Annotated in this window: 15 protein-coding genes and 1 pseudogene; 11 read left to right on the top strand and 5 right to left on the bottom strand. The window is 40.8% G+C overall.

All coding sequences use genetic code 11. The features are described 5' to 3' along the window. The first annotated feature begins 42 nt into the window (after positions 1-42). The 3 genes from FTT99_RS00650 to dnaX all read left to right on the top strand — a co-directional run bounded on the left by FTT99_RS00650 (position 43) and on the right by dnaX (position 4,217). Positions 43-1,329 (top strand): serine hydrolase, encoded by a 1,287-nt coding sequence (locus FTT99_RS00650; protein ID WP_180161155.1) that lies wholly within the window; start codon positions 43-45, stop codon positions 1,327-1,329. An 84-nt stretch (positions 1,330-1,413) separates the two neighbouring features. Then, positions 1,414-1,863, top strand: coding sequence for a copper resistance protein NlpE N-terminal domain-containing protein (locus tag FTT99_RS00645; protein ID WP_180023492.1), 450 nt, complete (start codon positions 1,414-1,416; stop codon positions 1,861-1,863). A 134-nt stretch (positions 1,864-1,997) separates the two neighbouring features. Next, positions 1,998-4,217: a DNA polymerase III subunit gamma/tau gene (gene dnaX / locus FTT99_RS00640; RefSeq protein ID WP_180161154.1), complete on the top strand. Its 2,220-nt coding sequence runs from the start codon at positions 1,998-2,000 to the stop codon at positions 4,215-4,217. A 21-nt stretch (positions 4,218-4,238) separates the two neighbouring features. Here dnaX and FTT99_RS00635 read toward each other — a convergent pair whose 3' ends face one another. Both FTT99_RS00635 and FTT99_RS00630 read right to left on the bottom strand, forming a co-directional pair. Continuing rightward, entirely contained in the window at positions 4,239-4,670 is a 432-nt protein-coding gene (locus FTT99_RS00635) for a thioesterase family protein (RefSeq protein WP_180161153.1), read from the bottom strand. 36 nt (positions 4,671-4,706) lie between these two features. After that, a complete protein-coding gene (locus FTT99_RS00630; RefSeq protein ID WP_180161152.1) occupies positions 4,707-5,867 on the bottom strand; it encodes an iron-containing alcohol dehydrogenase in 1,161 nt (386 codons plus the stop codon). Positions 5,868-5,985: 118 nt separating this feature from the next. Between FTT99_RS00630 and FTT99_RS00625 the strand changes: the two genes are divergently transcribed. From FTT99_RS00625 to FTT99_RS00610, 4 genes are read left to right on the top strand one after another with little or no spacing between them, the layout of a single operon-like run. Then, positions 5,986-6,501: a low molecular weight protein-tyrosine-phosphatase gene (locus tag FTT99_RS00625; RefSeq protein WP_111884272.1), complete on the top strand. Its 516-nt coding sequence runs from the start codon at positions 5,986-5,988 to the stop codon at positions 6,499-6,501. A 9-nt stretch (positions 6,502-6,510) separates the two neighbouring features. Continuing rightward, a complete protein-coding gene (gene murB / locus FTT99_RS00620; protein WP_180055182.1) occupies positions 6,511-7,545 on the top strand; it encodes a UDP-N-acetylmuramate dehydrogenase in 1,035 nt (344 codons plus the stop codon). Positions 7,546-7,567: 22 nt separating this feature from the next. Then, entirely contained in the window at positions 7,568-8,707 is a 1,140-nt protein-coding gene (locus FTT99_RS00615; protein ID WP_168377748.1) for a YdcF family protein, read from the top strand. Then, positions 8,707-9,750: an alpha/beta hydrolase gene (locus FTT99_RS00610; RefSeq protein WP_168377747.1), complete on the top strand. Its 1,044-nt coding sequence runs from the start codon at positions 8,707-8,709 to the stop codon at positions 9,748-9,750. The genes FTT99_RS00615 and FTT99_RS00610 overlap by 1 nt, the downstream gene beginning before the upstream one ends. Before the next feature lie 435 nt (positions 9,751-10,185). On the opposite strand, the gene FTT99_RS00605 is transcribed toward FTT99_RS00610, so the two are convergent. Both FTT99_RS00605 and FTT99_RS00600 read right to left on the bottom strand, forming a co-directional pair. Next, the gene (locus FTT99_RS00605; RefSeq protein ID WP_078188593.1) at positions 10,186-11,856 is read right to left on the bottom strand and encodes an FMN-binding glutamate synthase family protein; all 1,671 of its coding nucleotides are present in this window, start codon (positions 11,854-11,856) and stop codon (positions 10,186-10,188) included. A gap of 579 nt (positions 11,857-12,435) precedes the next feature. Beyond that, positions 12,436-13,434 carry a YafY family protein gene (locus FTT99_RS00600; RefSeq protein WP_078193976.1) on the bottom strand — a complete coding sequence of 333 codons (999 nt, stop codon included), beginning with the start codon at positions 13,432-13,434 and terminating at the stop codon, positions 12,436-12,438. Between the two features lie 374 nt (positions 13,435-13,808). On the opposite strand from FTT99_RS00600, the pseudogene FTT99_RS00595 reads away from it, so the two are divergent. From FTT99_RS00595 to FTT99_RS00580, 4 genes and pseudogenes are all read left to right on the top strand, one after another. Next, positions 13,809-15,242: pseudogene (locus FTT99_RS00595) on the top strand (circularly permuted type 2 ATP-grasp protein); the annotation flags it as partial. A 22-nt stretch (positions 15,243-15,264) separates the two neighbouring features. Then, the gene (locus tag FTT99_RS00590) at positions 15,265-15,867 is read left to right on the top strand and encodes a hypothetical protein (protein WP_078193974.1); all 603 of its coding nucleotides are present in this window, start codon (positions 15,265-15,267) and stop codon (positions 15,865-15,867) included. Beyond that, positions 15,864-16,643: a transglutaminase family protein gene (locus FTT99_RS00585; RefSeq protein ID WP_180130405.1), complete on the top strand. Its 780-nt coding sequence runs from the start codon at positions 15,864-15,866 to the stop codon at positions 16,641-16,643. Before FTT99_RS00590 ends, FTT99_RS00585 begins: the two co-directional genes overlap by 4 nt. Before the next feature lie 17 nt (positions 16,644-16,660). After that, positions 16,661-17,395: a proteasome-type protease gene (locus tag FTT99_RS00580; RefSeq protein ID WP_180130407.1), complete on the top strand. Its 735-nt coding sequence runs from the start codon at positions 16,661-16,663 to the stop codon at positions 17,393-17,395. Between the two features lie 94 nt (positions 17,396-17,489). On the opposite strand, the gene alr is transcribed toward FTT99_RS00580, so the two are convergent. Next, positions 17,490-18,563: an alanine racemase gene (alr, locus tag FTT99_RS00575; protein ID WP_180130409.1), complete on the bottom strand. Its 1,074-nt coding sequence runs from the start codon at positions 18,561-18,563 to the stop codon at positions 17,490-17,492. Positions 18,564-18,605: the final 42 nt, after the last annotated feature.

Below are 18,605 nucleotides of genomic sequence, written 5' to 3'. Positions count from 1 at the left end.
TTTTGTTTTAATCTCAAGCGATTCATATTCAAAGGAATGATGATGCAGGCGCTCAAAGAATATCTATTTGCACAGAAGAATAATTATCAAGGTACGGTTGACGAGGCGTTTCAAGATTTGGCGGCGCAATTTAGCCGTATGCAGGATGCTCGAACCCACTTAGGCGGAGCCGCCTTAGTGGTGTATTTTAAAGGTCAAAAAGTCGTGGATATTTGGACCGGTAAAAAGTCAGCCGAAGAAGCTTGGCAGTCCAATACGCCCTCGGTCTGTTATTCCACAGGTAAAGGTGTACTTGCAACGCTTGCACATATCTTAGTGAGCGAAGGCTTTCTAGATTACGATACTCCCGTTGCCGTATATTGGCCGGAGTTTGCTCAAAATGGTAAGTCGGATATCACATTAAGGCACATGCTGAGTCATCAGAGTGGTTTATACGATATCCGTAATATCATTCAAACAGCATCTGAAATGGCTGATTGGCCACATATGCTTAAAGTCATCGAACAAGCTAAGCCACGTTTTGAGCCATCAACTGATGCAGCATATCAACCGTTAACCTTCGGTTGGCAAGTCGGTGGTGTACTTGAAAAGGCCACAGGTCGACCGCTTACAGAATTGATGCAACAGTATTTGGTTGAGCCTTTGGCATTGGATCATGCATTTTTTGGCGTACCAGAGCATCAACTTAGTGAGGTTGCACGCTTGATTCCGAAAAAGAAAAAAGAAGAACGCACTATAGATGCTTCTGTTCAAGATAATACTCAAGTACAAAACCCGAAAAAAAAGACTGATACACGAAAACCATCAATCTTTGATCAGCTCCTGCAAATTTCAGGACAAAATTTGCAAGACTTTCAAGATGGTATGATTCCAAAAGGGATGCGCAAGTTTTCATTTTTTAGTGATGAGGGTTTGCAAGCCATTATTCCTGCGGCAACAGGCGTATTTAGTGCCAATAGTTTAGCGAAAATCTATGCAATGCTAGCCAATCATGGCCAGTGGCAAGGACAGACCTTAATCACAACACAAGTTTTTGATTCTTTAAGTGAAATTCAATATAAAAAACGTGATCGTATTATGCCTTTACCGATGAATTGGCGTTTGGGATATCATCGAATTTTGACTTTAGGCAAATCGAGTCAAGGTTTTGGACATATTGGTTTTAATGGTTCTGGGGCCTGGTGTGATCCGCAGCGTGATTTAAGTTTTGCGTATACACATAACTTTGCGACAGGTTCAATCACGGGCGATTATCGCTTATGGGGCCTAACTCAAGAAACTTTACGCTGTGCAGACAAAGCACTTAAAGGACGTAAGGGCTGGCTTTAAGATACTTCGGGATAGAACAGAAATTGGGAAAATGTGAAAAATATGCTATTTTCCCACGCAGTTTTAGACTGCTGTGATATCCCTATGAAAAAAGTTGTTTTGATTCCCTTAGTAGCAACATCGGCAATGTTGGGTTGTCAGGATTCAACTCAAACGAAAGCAAAAGAGATAGAAGCGATTACTGCCGAAAAACAGCAAGCTGCATGGGTCGGTGATTTTAAAGGTACCACGCCGTGTATGGGCTGTCTTTCTCGTTGTGAAGATTGTCCTGGCATGGCTGTGGCTCTAGAGCTACATGAAGACCAAACCTATACACTCACTCGTGAAAGTCTAAGTGGTCATAACGAAGTAGAAGTGCTAAAAGGTGTAATTCGTTTTAAAGATGAATCAAAGCAGCAGCTAGAACTTATGAATGTGCAAACGCGCAATCTATTGTATGTAGATTTGGATCAGCAATTGCTAGAAATTCGTGAAGACCAGACGGCGAAACGCTATCAAATGCAGAGTGATTTCCTTTTAAATAAAGCAGTTTAAGCATTCGTAATTTATATTAAATTTGCCTGATCATTGGGAGAGCCCAAGATCGGATTTTTATTGTCCAAACTCTGCCATTTATTTCACTATTAGACAAAAAAACAGTATGCTTACACCTGTAAAAAGGAGCATACATGTATCAAGTACTTGCACGAAAATACCGTCCACGAAATTTCATTGAACTCGTGGGGCAAAACCATGTGTCACGCGCACTTACCAGTGCCTTAGAACGTGGTCGGTTACATCATGCGTATTTATTTACAGGTACTCGTGGCGTGGGTAAAACCACCATTGCCCGTATTTTGGCAAAATGTCTGAACTGTGAAACAGGTGTAACCTCAACGCCTTGTGAAGTCTGCCCAACGTGTAAAGCAGTAAATGAAGGTCGTTTTATTGATTTAATTGAAATCGATGCGGCATCACGGACCAAAGTTGAAGATACCCGAGAACTTCTCGACAACGTTCCTTATGCACCAACGCAAGGTCGCTTCAAGGTTTATCTAATCGATGAAGTACATATGCTCTCTACGCATTCATTTAATGCGTTATTAAAGACTCTCGAAGAACCGCCAGAGCATGTGAAGTTCTTATTTGCAACCACAGATCCACAAAAATTACCGATTACTGTCATTTCACGTTGCTTGCAATTTACTTTGCGTCCTTTAGCCGTGGATGAAATCACATCGCATTTGACAGATATCTTACAAAAAGAACAAATTCAAGCAGAGCAAGATGCGATTTGGCAAATTGCTGAGTCGGCACAAGGCTCACTGCGTGATGCTTTGTCACTGACCGATCAGGCCATTGCCTATGGTCAAGGTTCAATTCAGCACCAAGATGTTAAAGACATGTTGGGCCTAATTGACCGTACGATCATTTATGATTTGATTTTAGCCATTCATCAAAATCAGCGTGAACGCGTGAGTGCTTTACTCATGCAATTCCGTCAACAAGCGCTGGATGTTTCGCTGGTATTAGATCAGTTGATTTCAACGTTACATGAACTGGCATTATTACAATACTTGCCAGACTTAGCGTTGAAATATAGCGCTGAGATCAATCAAAAAATTATGCAATTGTCGCAGTTGATTTCAGCTCAAGATTTGCAGTTGTATTATCAAGTCACATGCAAAGGTCGGGCAGACTTGCAGTTGGCAGTCACGCAAGAGCAAGGTTTTGAGATGTGTGTGCTACGTCTATTAGCATTCCGACCATTACAGCCAAACGAAATGTTGGTCTCTGCCGTACAGCAAGAGTCAGCCGCACAGCCACAGCTTGCTCAAAATCAGGCCGAAACAGTTCAGCCGACTCAAACACAGTCTTTGCAGAAACCCAATACCGTTGTTGAGTCTGCTGCACAGGTTGCCACTGTTGAGCAGCCTGAAGCTGTACCCGCTGTAGACACATCGCCAGCTTTCGATGATTTTGATGATTCACATTATGATGACGATGATGGCTATGTTTCTGCACCTGCAGTCGATGAACCTTCATCTGATGATTTTTTAGATGATCCTGAAGAAGACGCAATAAGCCAAACTTCTACAGCATCTACAGCAAATGGCACTCTAGATACGCAAGAGGTTGCACCGGTTGAGTCTGTATCGACACAGCAAAATGACACGCTTGTTATGGATGCCGTGGCAGAAGACACATTATTTGATTTAGATCCGACGCCGAGTACTGAAACTGAAGAAGTTGATGTGAGCGCTATAAATTTTGAAGATATTGCACCTTTAGAACCAACAGCTTTAGAGTCAAAAAGTGTAGAGCCTGAAACAGCTCAGCCACATTTGATAAATGCCATTGAACCACAACATGTGGTGAATGAATCAGTTTCGGGTGCTCAAGGCGACAATGGTTTTGATCTAGCATCACCACAAGTTACGCAAAGTTCCGTTTCTTCGGATGCTGTTCAAACGGGTTCATCTTCTACCTTGATGCCACAAGATATTTTGACTTTACAGCCTCAAAACCTAGAAGGTGAGTGGACGGTCGAAAAGTGGGAGTATTGGTTCCGTAATAGTCAACTTTCACCTGCGGTACAAGAGTTGGCGCAGCATGGAATTATGCGCGGTACGATTGACGGTGAATCGACTTTCCATATTCCAAAGCGGTACGAAGCTTTAGTGACTCAATTACAGCATGTATTGGAACAAGCGATTCATACGCAATGGTCAAAATGTCGTTTCCATATCAGCTTTGAAGATGTCGAAGAAACCACACCATATGCTTTACAACATGTCCGCAAGGAAAAGGCCTTTGCACGTGCAAATGAGTTATTACATGCAGAGCCTGTTGTGAAAGACTTACTCAAAAGCTTTGATGGTGAGTTGCAAAATATCCAGCTCAAATAAGTTTTAAGCTGGATATAAAAATTAAAGTAAAAACTGAGTTAAAGCATCTCGCATTTCATCGGGTATCGAGGTGCTTTTTCGTGTTTGGCGGTCGACAAACACATGTACGAAATGTCCTTGGGCTGCAGCCTCATTTTGTCCTTGTTTAAAAATAGCCAAGTCATAGCGCAGTGAAGAATTACCAATTTTTTCAATCGCAACTCCAACTTCAATGATTTCAGGATAGGACAGTTCCTGTAAAAAGCTGCAGGCTGAATCGACCACTAAACCGATGATCGGGGTCTTTTGCAAATCAAAACCAGCATGTTGAATCAAGAGTGCATTTGCAGCGGTATCAAAATAGCTGTAATAGGTGACATTATTGACATGGCCATACATATCGTTGTCTGCCCAACGCGTTTGGATTGGAAATAAAAATCGATAGTTTTGGTGGCGTTTAGTTTCAGGTTTCATCGTTGGTATTTTCTTTATTTCAAAAATGAGTGAACTTTAGGCATAAATTGATTGGTAAATCTGGCGAGCGTCTTCAAACTGCAGTTTTCGCGGATTATTTTGTAATAGTCGCGTTTGTAATAACGCGTCTTCTGCTAAACGATCGAGCATATTTTCAGGCACATTCAGTTGGCTGAGTTTTAGCACCAAACCACTCTGATCTAAATGATTTTGCATATGATCAATAAATAAATCACATAAACCATCGGTACAGCCCGTACTGTATGGATCTAGCCAACTCATAAGTTCTGCATAATGCTGTTTGGCCTGAGGTGCATTAAACTTTAACACTTCAGCGAGAACCAGTGCATTGGTATGACCATGCGAGAGATGAAAGTGTCCACCGAGTGGATAGGCGAGTGCATGCACCGCTGCAACTGGTGCATTAGCAAAGGCCTGACCTGCAAGCATTGAACCGACTAGCATGTGCTGACGCGCTTCGAGGTTATGTCCATCTTGTAAAACCAGTGCTAAGTTTTTATTTAATAAACGCAAAGCTTGTTTGGCGAGCATATCCGCATACGGATTTTTTTTGATTTTTGATGTATAGGCTTCAATGGCATGCACCATGGCATCGATACCGGTCGCTGCGGTAATGTGTGCGGGAAGATTTAATGTAAAGTTCGCATCGAGGATGCAGACATCGGCATACAGTACAGGGGAGACGATACCAGTTTTGGTGGTTTCACCTGTAGTGACGATAGAGATTGGTGTGACTTCAGAGCCGGTCCCTGCCGTTGTCGGGATCAAAATGAGCGGTAAGCGTGGTCGTTTTGCATTAGCAACACCATATAAATCACTGATCTGTTGTGTTTGCTTAGGATGAGCCAAGATCGCAATAATTTTAGCCACATCCATTGAACTGCCACCGCCAAAACCAATAATCAAATCCACTTTTTCATTCTTGGCAAATTGAACTGCATCCAAAACTATATGTTCTGCAGGGTCAGCTTGAATACTGGAATAAATCACATAATCTTGATGGATACTTTCTAAAATATCCAAAATGGGTAAATGTAATTGTTGTTGCAACATACCGGGGTCGGTCACAAGCATGACACGTTTGGCTTGAAAGTCGTCTAGGACCTCTCTCAGTTGGGAAATAGAGCCTAAGCCTGAAATAATATTGCTGACGGTTTGAAACTGAAATTGACTCATTGGCTTATCCCTAATTTTTTATATCCAAATAAACATTATTCTTGAGTGTTGATATAGGATTCATCCTGTAAATAACTTAACATAAGACGCTTGAAATAAAAGTAGTCTTGAGGTTGTTATGTCATCCAGCACGCCATATAAGGTGTTGTGTGTTTGTTTAGGAAATATTTGCCGTTCACCTACGGCTGAAGTGGTTCTCAGACATTTTTGTGATGAAGCGCAACTCAATATTCACGTCGACTCTGCGGGTACGAGCAATTATCATCCGGGCAAAGCGCCTGATCTTCGTAGCCAACAGCATGCAAAATTACGAGGCTATAACTTATCTGCATTACGCGCACGTCAGTTAACGGTTCATGATTTTATTGAATTTGATTTGATTTTGGCCATGGACTACGAAAATTTAGACAATATTCAAAACCTCATGCAAAAGGCGCAGCAACAATTCGGTCAACTACGTGCACAAGTGTCTTTGATGAGTCAACATGATCACCAATATCCGCAACAAGAAGTACCAGATCCGTACTATGGTGGTGATGCAGGGTTTGAACATGTATTAGATCAATGCGAATCTAGCAGTCAGGCTTGGGTCAATTATTTAAAAACTCAGTTACAAGCACAGCAAAAAAATTAAGGTTTAAGAATGCAAATTCAAACACAGGTTCAGCTTAAGCCATTTAATACATTAAGCCTCGATGCTGTAGCATCTCATTATGTACGTGTTCAATCGGTAGAAGATATCCAAGCAGCGCTCGACTTTGCCAAAGCTGAGCAATTAAATGTATTGGTACTTTCAGGAGGCAGTAATATGCTGTTGCCTGAGCAAATACATGCTTTAGTGATGCACATGGATATTCAAGGGATTGAATATGTACAAGACGATGCCGATACACAGACTTTAAAAGTGGGTGCAGGGCAAGTGTGGCATGACTTTGTGCTATGGACGACGGCACACCAGTTTTATGGCTTACAAAATTTAGCATTGATACCCGGTTTAGTCGGTGCTTCACCTGTGCAAAATATTGGAGCTTATGGTGTTGAGGCGGGTGAATTTATTGAATCTGTGCAGGTCTATGACCGAGTAACAGAACAGCAAAGTAGTATTAGCGCTGCCGATTGTCATTTTTCATATCGCCATAGTATTTTTAAAGATGAGCCAGAGCGTTTTATTATTACGCATGTGACTTTTAAACTTTTAAAACATGCCGATTTAAAATTAAATTATGGTGATTTAAAGCAGGCGGTAGGCGAAGACTTAAGTGCAGAAAACCTACAACAGCAAGTCATTCATATCCGTCAAACCAAACTTCCAGATCCGAAAGAATTTCCAAATGTCGGAAGTTTCTTTAAAAATCCTGTGATTAGCCAGCAAGCCTTTGACCAAATTGCGCTGCAATTTCCAAATTTACCCCATTATCCACAACCGAATAATGCGGTAAAACTGGCAGCTGGCTGGTTGATTGATCAAGCGGGTTGGAAAGGGAAATCTGTGGGTTCAGTGGGTATGTTCCATAAGCAAGCTTTGGTGTTGGTCAATTATCAGGACGCCACGCTGCAAGATGTACGTACAACTTACAAAGCTGTACAACATGATGTTTTTGAAAAATTTAATATTGAACTACATCCTGAGCCTGTATTATTTGATACAAATGGCTTGATTCGATCTCACGCAGATTAATAAAAACATAGGTTTTAGATTTATGCATAAAACACATTGGATGGTTCGCTTAGTACAAATTGCCGCAGTGCTATTTGTACTTTTGGGCTGTCTGATGATTTTTATCTATACGCCGTTTTATTCTAAATTGATCGTTAAAAGTTTAAATTATTTCGTTCCTGTAGAAGTCAATCAGCTCGCAGCGCAAAGTCAAAAACTCGGTGCTTTGAGTGATGATGATAATTATGAGCCGGGTTCTGACTTATGGATCGCGCGCCAAGCGTATTTAAAACTCATGGAGCAAGCCATACAGTCTGATGAGCCTCAAGACTTGACCCTTATACAAGCGCGTTATAAGGCTTTACAGCAGCTCATTGAAGAAGAACATGAAAAAGAAATAAGTGATAATCAAAAGGACATACCGAAAGTTCCTTTGCTGAATCCTTCTGCATCCGAGGCGGCATCCTCTGAAGCAATGGCGGAAAATCCTGCTCAAAAAATGAAAGAGCTGCTCGAACTCAATAGTGCGGAAAATAAAGGACTCATGACGCAATATACAGAGTTCTTAAAAACTCATGAAATTGAACAAGCTGCTTCAGAAGCGGAACCGATCGATGATGAAACCTATCTTGATCTAGCCAAAATGAAAGATAAAACCCTGAAGCAGCCAACCGCAGATCCGTATGCGATCGTGGTGTTAGGTGGTGGCTTAACTTTAGATAAAAATGATAAAGATATCGTGGTGAATGACTACACACGACTTCGACTGGAAAAAACACTCGATGTCGAACGCACACATAAGCTACCGATTGTACTGAGTGGTGTGGAAGCACCGTATATGCAAGCTTGGTTAAAGCAATATGATGTCGATGCGAAATTGCTTGAAAACCGGAGTATGAATACTTGCGAAAATTCACGCTTTAGTTCGTTACTTTTACAGAAAAAAGGCGGCGCACCGACGGTTATTTTAATCACCGACCAATATCATATGCCTCGAACACGGCGTTTATTTGCATTAAATGGTATCGAAACCGTTCCTGTTGTTGCACCTATGCCAACGACATTAACCACATGGCGACCAAGTGAAAAAAATTATGACCATAGTCGTCGTGCCAATTATGAATTATTAGCTACCTTACGTGACGTTTGGTTTGGCTCAAGTGACTGTCGGGAGGTCCCATAATGTCAGATATCCCATTTCTTAATCCTTCGATCCTTAAACAATTAGATCTTCCTGTTCCAAGTCGAGAATTAACCCCACAATTATTAGAACCGCTAAATTTAAATCGGCCGTTTGAGCCTAGTGTCGAAATACAATCTTATCGACGACTCTACGGCTTAGATGCCTTGAACTGCGAACATTGGCAAGGCTATGTAGAAATGCCTTTGTTCAAACTACATGTACAAGTGTTTCAACCGAAACTAAAGGCTGAAACAGATGTCATTAAAGGCACTGTATTTTTATTACATGGTTATTTAGAGCATAGTGGAATATATCAGCCGATTATTCGTGAGCTCTTAGATCAAGGTTTTAGTGTTTTGACCTATGATTTACCGGGGCATGGTCTAAGCAATGGCTCGCCAGCCAGTATTCAAAACTTTGACCATTACCAACAAGTTTTGGAAGCGGTATATCGTTATGTGAAACATGCAGCTCAATTACCGACACCGTGGTTAGGGATTGGGCAGAGTACGGGTGGTGCGATTTGGCTGCATCATCTGTTAGATTTTGCTGAACATCGCAAAAACCCTTATGTCGAACGGGTTTTATTATTATCTCCGCTGATTCGTCCTGCAAAAACGGCATGGTGGCATAACTCGGTTGGATTAGGCATTATTCGTCGTATTAAACGTGAAGTGCCACGTCATTTTAGACGGAATAATCACAACCCTGAGTTTTTACGTTTTGTACGTTTAAAGGATCCTCTACAACCTCGAATGATGGGGATGGATTGGATTTTGGCCATGTCAAAATGGATGCAGGAAATGGAAGAACGACCTGCGTGTCGTATTCCAGTGTGGTTAGCTCAAGGCGCACAGGATCAAACGGTGGATTGGCGTTATAACATTGAGTTTATACGTCGTAAATTCCGTTTACAGACGCTTCTCATGCTTGAAGAAGGTTCACATCAGCTGATTAATGAACGTGCCGATATTCGTGCTGCATTAACAGGTTTGATCCCGGCATTCTTGCATGCTCAATCGAATAGTAAGTCTTATTACTAACTGATGTTACGCACTAACATCAGGAGCGTAATTTGATTCAAATAAAAGTACGATACGCGGGAAGTTCATCCGCAAGTGTTTGAGACAGGACTACTTCTAATCAAAAATGTTTTTGCAATACTTTGAATAATTTGACGCTAGTGAACGAGTTTTGTCGGTGAGGTGCATTGCACCGCAAGATGGTTTCCTTGCGAAGCTTTGCTTCTCATTTTGCCGAAACAAAAGTACCTCCAGCCGAAGGGTAATCCCTTTATTTAAGCCCTAGATGTAAGACTCCGTCGAATAGGCTTAGAAATTATTTTAAAAATGCGTATTTACTTTTACGCGCGTAACATCAGTTACTAATTGACGATTGAGCACAGCCTACCTTAATCAGTGTGATGGATCTAGACGAAAAAAAGAGGCGTGGACGCCTCTTTTTTTTGGGTGGAGGAATCAGAACTTTTCTAGATGGGCCATATTCCACATACGGAAATAGAAGTTTTCTTCATCTTTATTTTCACAACTGAGCAGCTCCCCATCTTTTAACCAAAAATGTAGCTGTGCATAGTTTTTAATTTCACGGTTATTAATCCGCTGCGCTAGATGGTGCGCACGGATATCTGATGGATGTTGTAAACCTGCTGAGGCAATAAGTTCAGATAAGCCATGCAAGGTATTTTTGTGGAAATTAAAAACACGTTCTGCTTTGGTCGGAACATGGATGGCTTTTTGACGGTCTTTGTCCTGCGTTGCAACGCCAACTGGACATTGGTTGGTATGACAGCTTTGAGCTTGAATACACCCGACTGCAAACATAAAGCCACGAGCTGAGTTGACCCAATCTGCGCCAATCGCCATGGTACTGGCAATATCAAAAGCACTAATAATTTTACCACTGGCACCGACTTTAATTTTTGAACGCAAGCCTGCACCAATCAGGGTGTTATTGACAAAGAGTAGGCCTTCACGCAGTGGTGTCCCCATATTATCAATCAGTTCTATAGGTGCAGCGCCAGTCCCACCTTCAGAACCATCCACCACGATAAAATCAGGTGTGATCCCCGTATGTAACATGGCTTTTACGATACTCATAAATTGCCACGGTTGCCCGATACACAGTTTAAAACCCACAGGTTTGCCTTCTGACAGTTCGCGCAATTGCTGAATAAATTGCATCATTTCTATAGGGGTGCTAAAGGCAGGATGGCTAGATGGCGAGATACAGTCATGTTCACGGCTGACACCACGGATTTGAGCAATCTCTTCGGAAATTTTGTCTTTAGGTAAAATGCCACCATGGCCTGGTTTTGCACCTTGAGATAATTTGATCTCAATCATTTTGACTTGAGGGTGCTTGGCTTGTTCAGCAAAACGTACAGGGTCGAATTGACCATCAATCGTACGGCAGCCAAAGTAACCACTACCGAGTTCCCAGACAATGTCGCCACCATTTTCCAAGTGATACGGACTAATACTGCCTTCACCGGTGTCATGGTAGAAATTGCCCATTTTTGCGCCTAAGTTTAAGGCACGAATGGCATTGGCACTTAAACTACCAAAGCTCATCGCAGAAATGTTTAATATCGATGCGCTATACGGTTGCTTGCATTGTTCATTGCCAATGTTAATACGGAATGTTTCAGGAATGGCAGGAATGCAAGGTGACAAGGAGTGATTAATAAAGCGGTAATCATTTTGGTAAACATCAACAATTGAACCAAATGGTTTATCTGCATTTTGGTTTTTTGCACGTTGATAGACCAAACTACGCTGCATACGAGAAAAGGGCAGAGCATCTTGATCAGATTCAATAAAATATTGGCGAATTTCAGGTCGAAATTCTTCAAATAGAAAACGAAAGTGCCCCATGATGGGGTAATTTTTTAAGATCGAATGTTTGTTTTGTATGACGTCATACAAACCCAATAAGCTTAAAAGCCCAGTAATGACCCAGATACTATTCAATAAGGTTTGTGGAATAAAATATTGAATATAACGAGGGGAATAACCTAAATGAAAACTCGAAATGAGTAGGAAGATAAAAATACAAGCAAACCAAATTGAATGCCGAGAAAAAAAAGTATTTAGTAGCTTGTGGCGAATAGTTTGCGCTGGACTGGCCATATTTTGAAAAATCTTATTCAGCTCATTTGCTCATAATTTGCCGAGTTTATGCACAATGCTCAAGCTTTAATTTGTTGATTCAGTGTAGCATTTATAAAAAACAACATTGAAGTTGGATGAATTTTTCATTTAAAGCCAAATCAGATAAGAAAAGCAGGAATGTTCTTTAAGAAAATTTGTGAAAAGCAGCGCGGTTCTTGTTATTTCACAGTACGCAAAATGGAGGTTAAAGTGAGATTTTACTTTCTAAACACGAGGTGCTGAATATGACTATGAAATCTATTCGTTATAATAATGCCGACCTAGCCTGCCTATGTCAGTAATTGATTATAGCCATGAGAAATTAGCGCTATGGCATAAGGTATTCAGCAGATACTTATGCTGTAGTTCCTTTGACCTAAACAACTAAAATTACAAAAATATTCTAAGAAATTATCCAGTCCCAGCGTTGGGACTTTTTTATGTGTTGATAATTTAAGTGAAAATCTAAGCAAAAAATTATGTGCTAAATATTTATTATGAAATAAAAGTTGCTACCTCAAATTTAACATTTCAGGTAGCAGAAAGTCTGAGATCGGTTTAGTCATTGCGTTGTTGTACAACCATAGCGACTTCTTCTGGTTCGATTTTCTGAATCTTTTTACCAAAACTACGCAGCCACCAAGTTAACTGAGAGGTAAATGGTACTGTTGCACTGACTTCAACCCAGCCATCTTCGGTTTTTTGAATCACTTGATCTTTACTTAGCTGACTTTCTTCAAAATAAACCGCCTCTGCTTCAGACATGGTTAATTTGAGCTGAATCATTTCAGTCGGTTTATTAAAGTCTACACGGAAGCCAAGCGCTCCAGAGTCAATATAGGCATCGATATCAAAATCGACAGGGTGTAATGCACGTGAATTTAAGACCGTAGCTGATTTAAATCGATGTAAAGCAAAGGTTTGGATGTCTGTTTTGTCATGACGTGTGCACACCAAATAAATAATTGCACCTTTTTGGACCAAAGCGAGTGGATTTAAAATATAGGTCTTTTCTTCGCTTTGTTGTCCACGACCTTGATACAGGCATTCAAGTTGTTTGTCTTGTAGTAAGCCTTCATAAATCGATTGTTGTGCGGCTTTTTCAACTACAGGAGGAATCAATGGCTGAGTTGCTGGCACGATTCGCACTCGGTTAATCCACTGACGGACATTATTTTGCGACGACAGACTTCGACGTGCGAGGTCAAACCAAGGATTCATTTCTTCAATTAAGCTTGGTGGAAGCAAATGTTTTAGGTGTTCCTCAACCATCATAAAGGTGACCGCCTGCGAGCTGGTCATATGTGGCAAGCTTTGAATCGGTGCATCAGAACGCCAACGCCAGCCTTGCGGCGTTGTTTTACTGCTCTCAATTGGGAAACGTAGAGAAATTTGGTTTAAGTCACGCTGAATTGTGCGTAGGCTGATATCAATGCCTTCACGGTTCAGTATTTCTTGTAATTCACGCGTACCCATCCACTTACCTGTGGACAGTCGTGAAAGAATTTGCCACTGACGATAGAGGCTGTTCGACGTTTCTTTTTCTTGTGAAGACATAATCTAGTGCTTGAACTTGGACTTAAATGAATAAAATGATGCTGTGGGACACAATAAGAAATCTTCCTGCGTTAAGCAAGTCTTCATCTGAAAAAACTAAGATGATTTTAATAACGCAATTTGACACAACTTGAGCAGTTACATGCTGTACCACTTTGCAAAAATGATGCATAAATAATCAAAGAGAAGCAACATATTTATTGATGGCATATATATTGCATTATATAGTTCATAAAACATGACAAAAACATGGAGTTGCTATGCTGAAAGAAAATCGTAATACAACTTCAAATGGAATTGAGGGTTATGAGGCAAAGTTGGTCAATACTTCTGTCTCTACATTAAAAAATTTACCTCTTGCTCGAGGACATGCGCTGTTTAATCAATTTAATTCGGATTTTTTTAATGAAATGCGCGACAGCAAAACGGTAGCTAAAGAATCATGCCAACGGATAGAGCAGTGGTTATCACAGCATACACTTGATGAATTGAAGCAGCTGAATCAGGTTGCAAAACAACATTTTCTCTATGAAGGTATTACCTTTACAGTGTATGGCGAAGATGAGGGCATTGAACGCACTATTCCTTATGATCTTATTCCTCGTGTGATTGCACGAAAGGAATGGAATAATTTATCACTGGGCTGCACACAGCGCGTGAAAGCTCTCAATCTGTTTTTACATGATGTCTATCATCAACAAGATATTTTAAAAGCAGGAATTATTCCTGAACTGCAAGTCTTAATCCATGAAGCCTATTTGCCACAAATGTATATGCATGGGCTAAAAGGTAAAATTTATAGCCAAATCAGTGGCATTGATATCATACGTGATCAATCAGGCGAATTTTACGTCCTTGAGGACAATCTTAGAACACCGTCTGGTGTGTCGTATATGCTGGAAAGCCGTAAGATCAGTCAAAAACTGATGCCTGAACTTTGCCAGCAAAGCAACATCATGGGGATTGAGCAATATCCGCAGCTCTTACGTGAAATTCTTGCAGAAAATGCCTACGTCGATAACCCATTTATTGTGGTCTTAACCCCAGGGCGTTTTAACAGTGCGTATTATGAACATGCCTTTTTGGCAAGGGAGATGGATGTACCCTTAGTGACATCACGTGACCTTTATGTAGAAAACGATAAGGTTTATGTGAAAACCATCAAAGGTCGACAACAGGTTGATGTAATTTATCGTCGTGTGGATGATGCTTTCCTCGATCCATTATGTTTCAAACCTGACAGTACTTTGGGCGTAGCAGGGCTCATGTCAGCGTATATGCAACATAATGTGGTCATTGCAAATGCACCGGGAACAGGCGTAGCAGATGATAAATCGATTTATCCTTATGTGGATAAAATGATTCATTTCTACTTAGGCGAACAAGCGATTCTGAAAAATGTGCCGACCTATCAATGTCGTGAGCAGAACGACTTAGACTATGTGCTGTCGAATATCGAAAAATTGGTGGTCAAAGAAGCACAGGGTTCAGGTGGATACGGCATGTTGATCGGTCCGCAAGCCTCTTTACAAGAATTAAATAGTTTTAAAGATAAGGTGGCCGCAGCACCACATTTATATATTGCACAGCCGACTTTAAATTTATCTGTTAGCCCCACTCTAAGTGAGGCAAGTGTTTCGGAACGCCATATTGATCTGCGTCCATTTGTACTGAGCTCTCCATATCGAACTGAGATTGTACCGGGTGGCTTAACTCGTGTTGCAATGCAAGCAGGTTCATTGGTGGTGAATTCTTCGCAAGGCGGCGGGATTAAAGATACATGGGTTGTAGACGATTTACGCTCATAGCACTTCAGTGAAGGAGCAAAACATGATTTTATTAAACAGTAATGCAGAACATATTTTTTGGTTGGGACGTTATTTAGCACGCACTCAATATTTATGCAGTATTTTTCCATTTCAAGATGTCGATATGGCATTGAACTATGCACATGCTTTTTGTTTACCAGCCTTCGATGTCGACTCAATGAATGAATTGGTCTTAAATGCAGAGCAACCGGCGTCATTTTACAGCCAATTTAAATATGCGCAAAGTAATATACAGGACTTAAGGGGTGTACTTTCAGCAAAAAGTTATGCAGAACTCAGCCGTTTAATTCGCAATGCGAGTGATAACCCGGGTTATATCTGTGACGTGGTAACAGATTGCCAAGATGTTTTAGAGTCCGAATCTGAAGATGTATTTTTATTTTTTAGTTTAGGACAAGCCATAGAGCAGCTTGATCGCCAGTTACGCATGCAGCAGGAGATTCAATACACCCTAGCGAAGATTGAACATATCGTAATCGCTTTGGTTCAGTTTGGCTGGGAAAGCGTGCAAGAGGCATGGCAGGCACTAAAGCAACAACCGAATAGCCAAAATTTTTACCATTTCAGTGATCATATCCAAAATATGTTTGAGGTGGCTGTATGAGGCTCATGATCAACCATCAGACCCATTATGTTTACACTGATGTGGTTAGCAGAAGCATTCAATATATCAAAATGACCCCGTCCACCAATGCGCATCAACAGGTGCAAAATTGGGATGTGAGTGTGCCGGGGCAACGTGATATGCAATTGGATACTTTTGGTAATGTGTGGTTGACCACAACGCAGCGCGAACCGTATCTGCAAATGACCATTATGGCGCAGGGCATCGTAGAGATGAATTTGAGATCAACAGATTCAAATGCAGATGATTTAAACCCAAAATTGTTTTTACAGCCAACGCAGAGTACGCAGTGCGATATTCACATGAAAAGTTTTGCCGACTGTTATGTCCCTCGTATCAATCGTGCCAATCTGATTCGTTTGGCTGAAGCGATCTTGGCGCATATTCCCTATGTTTCTAATCAGACATCTGTACGTACTTCTGCAATAGATGCTTTTCATTATAAGCAAGGGGTATGTCAGGATCATAGTCATGTCATGATCGCAATGTGTCGCTATTTGGGTATTCCTGCACGATATATTTCTGGGTATTTATTTGTACCGAATAGTAGCCACCTTTCCAGTCACGCTTGGGTAGAAGTCTATATCGAAAATAAATGGTATTGTTTTGATGTCAGTAATCAGTTATTTACACCACAATCACATATTTATGTCGCGATTGGGCGGGATTACTGGGATGTAGCTCCTGTTCGAGGGGTTCGTGATAAAGGTGGTACTGAGTCAATGAGCTCAATTGTACAAGTGTTGAGTTGTTAATCATTTGAGGGATAAAAATGACCTATTGTTGTGCATTACGATTAAAAGATGGCATGGTGTTTATCAGTGATACACGTACAAATGCAGGAGTTGACCATATTTCAGTTTTTCGTAAACTTTATACCTTTGGTGTTGCGGGTGAGCGATTTATTACCATCCAAACCTCTGGGAATTTAGCTACTACACAAGCGGTCATCGGGCATTTACAAAACAGACTAGAAGTCAAACAAGAGCCGAATCTATATAGTGTAAATACGATGTTTGAAGTGGCAGAACTGGTCGGACATACCTTAAAAAAAGTTATCTCTGATGTCACCTCAGATATTTTAGAACAAAGTAATTATTACTGTAGTTTATTAGTAGGTGGTCAAATTGGTAGCGCTGATATGCAGCTATATAATATCTATCCGCAAGGTAATTTTATATGTGCAACACCGGATACCCCATATTTTCAAATTGGTGAAAGTAAATATGGTAAGCCGATACTTGACCGAACTTTGCGTTACGATATGCCGCTCGATGAAGCAATGCGCTGCAGTTTAATTTCTTTTGATTCAACGATACGCTCAAATGTGTCTGTAGGTATGCCATTAGATGCTTTGGTTTATAAAAAAGACAGTTTAGAAATACCTACTGGTAAACGCATTTATGAAGAAGACCCATACTTCACCATGATCAGTAAAGGCTGGTCAGAAGCATTGCGTCAGGGCTTAATCGAATTGGCAAAACCAACAGCTGACTATTTTCAATGACGATTTGATCAAAGAATAGATCAATTTAAAAAGCGAATAAAAAAGCGAGATAAAAGAAAGCCCAGATTTGATCTGGGCTTTGTAATTTGGCTAATTAAGCTAATTTACGTACAGGGCGCGCACTCATACGGCATAATAATTCATAACCAATGGTTCCGTTCGCTTCTGCAACGTCATCAACCAGACGATCTTTACCCCAAAGCTCGACTTCTGTGCCTATGGGTGCATTTATACCAGTGATATCAATCGCAATCATATCCATGGCAACACGACCAATCACACGTGTTTTCTGTCCTTGAATAGATACATAGTTTTGTTTAGGGAAGGCACGTGGATAACCGTCACCATAACCAATCGACACAATCGCAAGATCCATTTCTTGTTCTGCAACGAAAGTCGATCCATAACCCACAGATTCACCAGCTTGAATGGTATTTAAAGCAATCACTTCAGCGGTAAAGGTCATCACCGGTTTAAGATCTAAGGCTTCTACAGAACGGTCTGCGAAAGGTGTCGCGCCATATAGCATGATGCCTGGACGAACAAAATCAAAATTCAGTTCTGGCCATTTGAAAATCGCTGCTGAGTTACAGCACGAACCCATGATTGGCGCACAAGCTTCTTTTACGTGTAAAAATTGTTCACGTTGTTGGTCATTTAGTGGATGATTTTCTGCGTCTGCATTGGCAAAGTGCATCGCCAGTACGCAAGTAAAACCTTCTGCCTTTAAAGCATTAATGACATCAATAATTTCAGGCACTTTAAAACCTAAACGGTTCATACCGCTGTTGAGTTTGACCCAAACTTTTAGACCTTGAGCGATATAGGCATCTTTATGCGCACGTAACCAATCTAGTTGTTGCTGATGATGCACCACACATTCAATTTTTTTATCGATGATAATTTGCATTTCATCATCTGAAAAAATCCCTTCAATGAGTGTAATTGGCTGTTCATAACCCAGTTCACGAATTTCTAAGGCTTCTTCTAGGCAGGCAACACCAAAGGCATCACTGTCTTTTAAGGCTGCTAAGCAGTCTTTAACTCCATGTCCATAAGCATTAGCTTTCACCATACTTACAATTTTAGCGGTTGGGGCAAGTTGTTTGACACGGTTTAAATTATATTGAAGTGCTTGTTGATCAATATAAACTGTAGCTTGGCGCACCCTAAATACTCCTACAGGGTCGATGAATTAATGGATGATAAA

The sequence above is a fragment of the Acinetobacter sp. YH12040 genome (genome assembly GCF_013420005.1).
Lineage (GTDB): Bacteria > Pseudomonadota > Gammaproteobacteria > Pseudomonadales > Moraxellaceae > Acinetobacter > Acinetobacter amyesii.
The sequence above is the reverse complement of the archived record's forward strand: the minus strand, read 5'-3'. Positions and strand labels throughout refer to the sequence as shown.

Bases quoted from the DNA above. Each gene is read 5' to 3' on its own strand.
- FTT99_RS00585 (WP_180130405.1), top strand. From the start codon at position 15,864: ATGAGGCTCATGATCAACCATCAGACCCATTATGTTTACACTGATGTG.
- FTT99_RS00625 (WP_111884272.1), top strand. From the start codon at position 5,986: ATGTCATCCAGCACGCCATATAAGGTGTTGTGTGTTTGTTTAGGAAAT.
- dnaX (WP_180161154.1), top strand. From the start codon at position 1,998: ATGTATCAAGTACTTGCACGAAAATACCGTCCACGAAATTTCATTGAA.
- FTT99_RS00590 (WP_078193974.1), top strand. From the start codon at position 15,265: ATGATTTTATTAAACAGTAATGCAGAACATATTTTTTGGTTGGGACGT.
- FTT99_RS00610 (WP_168377747.1), top strand. From the start codon at position 8,707: ATGTCAGATATCCCATTTCTTAATCCTTCGATCCTTAAACAATTAGAT.
- FTT99_RS00615 (WP_168377748.1), top strand. From the start codon at position 7,568: ATGCATAAAACACATTGGATGGTTCGCTTAGTACAAATTGCCGCAGTG.
- murB (WP_180055182.1), top strand. From the start codon at position 6,511: ATGCAAATTCAAACACAGGTTCAGCTTAAGCCATTTAATACATTAAGC.
- FTT99_RS00580 (WP_180130407.1), top strand. From the start codon at position 16,661: ATGACCTATTGTTGTGCATTACGATTAAAAGATGGCATGGTGTTTATC.
- FTT99_RS00635 (WP_180161153.1), bottom strand. From the start codon at position 4,670: ATGAAACCTGAAACTAAACGCCACCAAAACTATCGATTTTTATTTCCA.
- FTT99_RS00630 (WP_180161152.1), bottom strand. From the start codon at position 5,867: ATGAGTCAATTTCAGTTTCAAACCGTCAGCAATATTATTTCAGGCTTA.
- FTT99_RS00650 (WP_180161155.1), top strand. From the start codon at position 43: ATGCAGGCGCTCAAAGAATATCTATTTGCACAGAAGAATAATTATCAA.
- FTT99_RS00605 (WP_078188593.1), bottom strand. From the start codon at position 11,856: ATGGCCAGTCCAGCGCAAACTATTCGCCACAAGCTACTAAATACTTTT.
- FTT99_RS00645 (WP_180023492.1), top strand. From the start codon at position 1,414: ATGAAAAAAGTTGTTTTGATTCCCTTAGTAGCAACATCGGCAATGTTG.
- FTT99_RS00600 (WP_078193976.1), bottom strand. From the start codon at position 13,434: ATGTCTTCACAAGAAAAAGAAACGTCGAACAGCCTCTATCGTCAGTGG.